At 44.2% G+C, this 5,063-nt stretch carries 5 protein-coding genes, 4 tRNA genes and 1 rRNA gene; 2 read left to right on the forward strand and 8 right to left on the reverse strand.

What is annotated here, in order from left to right; genetic code table 11:
- From ACIPUG_RS21300 to ACIPUG_RS21320, 5 genes are all read right to left on the reverse strand, one after another.
- A partial coding sequence (locus ACIPUG_RS21300) for a GTP-binding protein (protein WP_400290178.1) occupies positions 1-150 on the reverse strand: 150 nt, incomplete at its 3' end.
- A 107-nt stretch (positions 151-257) separates the two neighbouring features.
- Positions 258-333 (reverse strand) — tRNA-Thr (locus tag ACIPUG_RS21305).
- A 6-nt stretch (positions 334-339) separates the two neighbouring features.
- A tRNA-Gly gene (locus tag ACIPUG_RS21310) sits at positions 340-414 on the reverse strand.
- A 130-nt stretch (positions 415-544) separates the two neighbouring features.
- Positions 545-629 (reverse strand) — tRNA-Tyr (locus tag ACIPUG_RS21315).
- 15 nt (positions 630-644) lie between these two features.
- Positions 645-720 (reverse strand) — tRNA-Thr (locus tag ACIPUG_RS21320).
- A gap of 331 nt (positions 721-1,051) precedes the next feature.
- On the opposite strand from ACIPUG_RS21320, the gene ACIPUG_RS21325 reads away from it, so the two are divergent.
- On the forward strand, positions 1,052-1,600 hold the full coding sequence (locus tag ACIPUG_RS21325; RefSeq protein ID WP_014913794.1) for a GNAT family N-acetyltransferase: 549 nt from the start codon (positions 1,052-1,054) through the stop codon (positions 1,598-1,600).
- Positions 1,601-1,811: 211 nt separating this feature from the next.
- Positions 1,812-2,762 carry a type I pantothenate kinase gene (gene coaA / locus ACIPUG_RS21330; RefSeq protein WP_039281895.1) on the forward strand — a complete coding sequence of 317 codons (951 nt, stop codon included), beginning with the start codon at positions 1,812-1,814 and terminating at the stop codon, positions 2,760-2,762.
- Positions 2,763-2,799: 37 nt separating this feature from the next.
- Here coaA and birA read toward each other — a convergent pair whose 3' ends face one another.
- The 3 genes from birA to rrf form a co-directional block, all read right to left on the reverse strand.
- Positions 2,800-3,759, reverse strand: a complete 960-nt coding sequence (gene birA / locus ACIPUG_RS21335; protein WP_039530335.1) for a bifunctional biotin--[acetyl-CoA-carboxylase] ligase/biotin operon repressor BirA — start codon at positions 3,757-3,759, stop codon at positions 2,800-2,802.
- Positions 3,756-4,793, reverse strand: coding sequence for a UDP-N-acetylmuramate dehydrogenase (murB, locus tag ACIPUG_RS21340; protein WP_039530333.1), 1,038 nt, complete (start codon positions 4,791-4,793; stop codon positions 3,756-3,758). The genes birA and murB overlap by 4 nt, the downstream gene beginning before the upstream one ends.
- Positions 4,794-4,947: 154 nt before the next feature.
- A 5S ribosomal RNA gene (gene rrf, locus ACIPUG_RS21345) occupies positions 4,948-5,063 on the reverse strand.

Raw genomic sequence — 5,063 nt, forward strand, 5'->3', positions numbered from 1 at the left:
GATCTGGTCGAATGCACGCGCGTTACCACCGTAGGTTTTAGCCAGAACGGTAGTGATTGCAGCGGTCAGCGTTGTTTTACCATGGTCAACGTGGCCGATAGTACCGACGTTAACGTGCGGTTTTGTACGTTCAAATTTTTCTTTAGACATCGATTGTCCCTCTAAGACACGGATAAATCGGTGGTATCACCACATCAACCAAGCGATAGCTTGCTGAATTTATTCACAGAAAGAAAATCAGGAGGAGGAAAAGGAAGTGGTGCTGATAGGCAGATTCGAACTGCCGACCTCACCCTTACCAAGGGTGCGCTCTACCAACTGAGCTATATCAGCACATCTTGGAGCGGGCAGTGGGAATCGAACCCACATCATCAGCTTGGAAGGCTGAGGTAATAGCCATTATACGATGCCCGCATCCTGGAACTCGGCTACCTAATTTTTCTGTAGATTTTGAAGTTGAGGAATAAGATTTTATAGACCCCGCCTTCGTCGATCCGGCTCAGTCTTACTACCGTATCGAATATCCTGTTACCAGGATTGAATTTGGTGGTGGGGGAAGGATTCGAACCTTCGAAGTCTGTGACGGCAGATTTACAGTCTGCTCCCTTTGGCCGCTCGGGAACCCCACCTGATTGTGTACTTGATGGTGCCGGCTACCGGAATCGAACTGGTGACCTACTGATTACAAGTCAGTTGCTCTACCTACTGAGCTAAGCCGGCTTCAAGTGCTGCGCATTCTAGGTAGACAGAACGCTCGATGCAACAAAAAAATTGCGTAAAATGCGCTATCGCTTAGATTTTATCCAAATTCAGCTATAAATCTAGAGTAACAGTAAGAATTAGCGCAAAGAACCACCAACCCTATCCAACAAAATGGTGATTTCGCCACCAACCTTCCTCTTGTTTCTCTTGCACCAAAAATACGGTTTTGCCCTTTAGAAGAGCAGTCGCTGCACCGACCGATGCTATTTTGCTCACTTTTCTAAGAAAACAGACCTGGAATGCATTTTGCTTGGTTAAAAATAAATTTCTGTCAAAGGGGCAAAATACGATGAAAACCGTTCAACTCAATGCAGCAACCTTACCTGTCTATCGTGAGGAACTGGCTAATCTATTGATAGATGCTGTAGAAAAAGGCGCTTCTGTTGGATACCACTCGCCACTGTCCCATAAAGAAGCCACAGAATATTTTCATAGTTTGCAAACATCCGTTTCCAGCGGTGAACGTATGATATGGGTAGCGCGCGATGAGGAGGGTATTGTCGGAAGCGTACAGCTCGAGTTGTGTCAAAAAACAAACGGGAAAAACAGAGCTGAAATTCAAAAATTACTGGTCCATAGCCGCACAAGAAGAGCGGGAATAGGCCGACTGCTCATTCAACTATTGGAAAAGAGCGCACTTTTACAGCAGAGAGGCCTGCTCTACTTAGACACCCAAGCAGGTTCCCCCGCAGAAGCGTTCTACCGTGCCTTGGGTTATCGCCATCTGGGAGAATTACCAGACTATGCTTGCACCCCTGATGGTTATTACCACCCAACGGCCATCTATTATAAGCGCCTCTTTGCTGTGAATGGGTTAGGTAAAGCCATCGCTAGCTAGCGAGTACCCGATGCGTAAACATAGAAGCATCGGGTACAGCACCGATTTTCTCTTCTTCTTTCTAGCAGCAAAGTGTTAACCTGCCCATTATCAAAAATTTATTGCATAAGAGAAGGTGCCGCGATCATCGCGTTGGCTAAACTAATAGCCCGTTTTCTTCGCTGAGCTGAGAGTCCCTTTTCTTACCTGTGAAGCAGGCAGAACACGACTTATGAGCAACAGAGAGCAATCCTTAGCCACGCCATATCTACAATTTAACCGCAGCCAATGGGCCGCCTTGCGCGATTCCGTCCCGTTAACGCTGACAGAAGAAGAAATCGTTAAGCTCAAAGGCATTAACGAAGACCTTTCATTAGACGAAGTCGCGGAAATTTATCTGCCGCTATCTCGCCTGCTCAATTTCTATATAAGCTCTAATTTACGCCGTCAGGCTGTGCTTGAGCAGTTTTTAGGAACCGATGGACAAAAAATACCTTACATAATCGGCATCGCAGGTAGCGTCGCTGTAGGGAAAAGTACCACAGCCCGTGTGCTCCAAGCGCTATTAAGCCGCTGGCCAGAACACCGCAGCGTAGAACTTATTACAACCGATGGATTTCTTCATCCAAATAAAGTGCTAAAAGAACGCGACTTGATGAAGAAAAAAGGCTTTCCACAATCATATGATATGCACAGCCTGGTAAAATTTGTTTCTGATATAAAATCAGGGACACACAAAGTCACGGCCCCAACTTATTCTCATCTAACATATGATATCGTTCCTAATAATAATAAAGTGTTGGAGCAACCTGATATTTTAATATTAGAAGGGTTGAATGTTTTACAAAGCGGAATGGACTATCCACATGATCCACATAGAGTTTTTGTTTCTGACTTTGTAGATTTCTCTATCTATGTGGATGCGCCTGAAACACTGCTACAAACATGGTATATAAATAGATTTTTGAAATTTAGACAAGGTGCATTCTCAAATCCAAATTCATACTTCCATAATTACGCAAAATTGACGAAAGAAGAAGCCGTCGGTATTGCATCTCAATTATGGAAGGAAATTAATGGACTTAATCTAAAAGAAAATATCCTTCCCACCCGGGAAAGAGCTAGTCTTATTATGACTAAAAGTGCTAATCATGCCGTTGAATGTGTTCGATTAAGAAAGTGAAAATGAATGAACATGTAAAAGGGGGAATTCCCCTTTTTTATGCGCCGCGCAGAGAAATTTCCCCACCAATATACGGTGTTATCAAACCATCGGCTTCTAATAACAATGCACCCTGGCGATCGATTCCTCGGTCTATCCCATGAATTTCGCGATTACCGATAACCAAGCGGATCGGACGATTAAAATAGTTATCCAACTTTTCCCATCTGGGAATAAATGGCTCAAGACCTTGTAGTTCAAAGACGGCCAAAGCGCTTCTTAATTCAGAAATAAGAGTCGAAGCGAGAGTATTACGATTAATCTCTATACCTGCCTCTTGTAAATTTATCCAGCCTTGATTAATCGTATCTGGAGCAGGTTCTCTCATTTGTAGATTAATACCTGCACCAATGACTAAATTAGCTGCATCCCCAGTTTTCCCTGTCAGTTCGACAAGAATGCCAGCCAACTTTCTATCCTTCAGATATAAATCATTAGGCCATTTGACTCGAACACCATCAGCACCCAGCTTATGTAGCACTTCGGCCATTACGATACCGATAACCAGACTCACCCCAACAGCCGCAGCTGGTCCCTGCTCTAGGCGCCAATATAAGGACAAATACAAATTCGCACCAAAGGGTGAAAACCATTGTCGCCCCCGACGACCACGCCCAGACTGCTGATATTCAGCAAGGCATGCATCACCGGAGGACAGTGTATCCAATCGTTCTAAAATGTACTGATTCGTAGAATCGACGACAGGTAAAACCGTTACGCCACCTTCAGGTAGGTGCTTAAGGATAACTTCTTCATCTAATAACTGCATAGGCGCTGGCAAAGAATAACCCTTACCCGTTACAGTAAAAATATCAATTCCCCAATCTCGTATAGTTTGGATGTGTTTATTAATCGCAGCTCGACTCATCCCCATCATTTCGCCCAGTAACTCACCGGAATAAAACTCCCCATCAGAGAGGATTTTAATCAACTTAAGAGGAACTGTAATATCTTTCATGATAATACCTCGATGGCATTGACCTCTCCATGCGCAGCAATAAAGCGAACTTCAGGTTCCAGCTGTATGGAGAATTTTTCAGAAACTTGGTTGCGGACATAACGAGCTAATTCAACAATATCTGAGCTTTTTGCATTATTTTTATTAATCAGAACCAATGCCTGTTTCTCGTGAACAGCGGCACCACCAAGCTGGAATCCTTTAAGTTTACACTGATCAATTAACCATCCAGCGGCCAATTTAACGTTACCATCAGCTTGTAAATACTGAGGAGCATTCGGATACTCTCGTAAAATACGTTCGGCATGCTGTTGTGTAATTATTGGATTTTTGAAGAAGCTACCAGCATTACCTGTCACTACAGGGTCTGGGAGTTTACTTCGACGCATATAGCATACAGAATCAAATACTTGCTGTGGCGTAACGGTTTTAGGATCCAGCTTGACCAAATCACCGTAGTTAAGTATCGGGTTCCACTCTTTCTTTAAAAAGAACCCTACTGCGGTAATCGCAAACCCAGAGCGGTATTGATGCTTAAATATGCTTTCACGGTAATCGAACTGGCATTCCTCAGAGGTAAAACGCATGACTTTACCTTCAGCCAGATCCAACACGTCAACATAATCACAAACATGCTGTAATTCGATACCGTACGCACCGATATTCTGTATCGGTGCAGAACCGACACATCCGGGAATTAATGCCAGATTTTCTAACCCAGCAATGCCACGCTTAAGCGTATATTCAACTAATTGGTGCCAATTCTCACCTGCACCAACATGAAGATACCAGCCATCGCTTTCTTCGCGAATATCTATACCTTTGAGTCGGTTTAGCAGAATAGTACCTAAAAAATCCTCCAGAAAAAGGACATTACTTCCTTCTCCTAGCAATAAAATGGGCTCTTGTGATGCGCAGGCGACGCGCCATTCCTCGATCAATTGTTCTTGAGTATCTGCTACCGCAATACGAGAGGCAGACACAGATAATGAGAAAGAGTTATGAGGCTTTAATGAAATAATGCTCGATGGCATGATGGAAATACCTACTAATTCAGATATCACATAGTCTACCTGATCTACGCGAGATACCGACTGCCTTTTGCCACCGGATACGGATAAACAATTTTTCCTAACGCCCATAGCAAAAAGCCCCTGTCTTTCGACAGAGGCTTTCCACTTATTTGATGCCTGGCAGTTCCCTACTCTCACATGGGGAAGCCCCACACTACCATCGGCGCTACGGCGTTTCACTTCTGAGTTCGGCATGGGGTCAGGTGGGACCACCGCGCTATCGCCGCCAGG

The organism is Pectobacterium sp. CHL-2024 (genome assembly GCF_044751765.1).
GTDB lineage: Bacteria > Pseudomonadota > Gammaproteobacteria > Enterobacterales > Enterobacteriaceae > Pectobacterium > Pectobacterium brasiliense.

Excerpts from the sequence above, each read along its gene's own strand:
- murB (WP_039530333.1), bottom strand. The coding sequence starts at position 4,793 with ATGCCATCGAGCATTATTTCATTAAAGCCTCATAACTCTTTCTCATTA.
- ACIPUG_RS21325 (WP_014913794.1), top strand. The coding sequence starts at position 1,052 with ATGAAAACCGTTCAACTCAATGCAGCAACCTTACCTGTCTATCGTGAG.
- coaA (WP_039281895.1), top strand. The coding sequence starts at position 1,812 with ATGAGCAACAGAGAGCAATCCTTAGCCACGCCATATCTACAATTTAAC.
- birA (WP_039530335.1), bottom strand. The coding sequence starts at position 3,759 with ATGAAAGATATTACAGTTCCTCTTAAGTTGATTAAAATCCTCTCTGAT.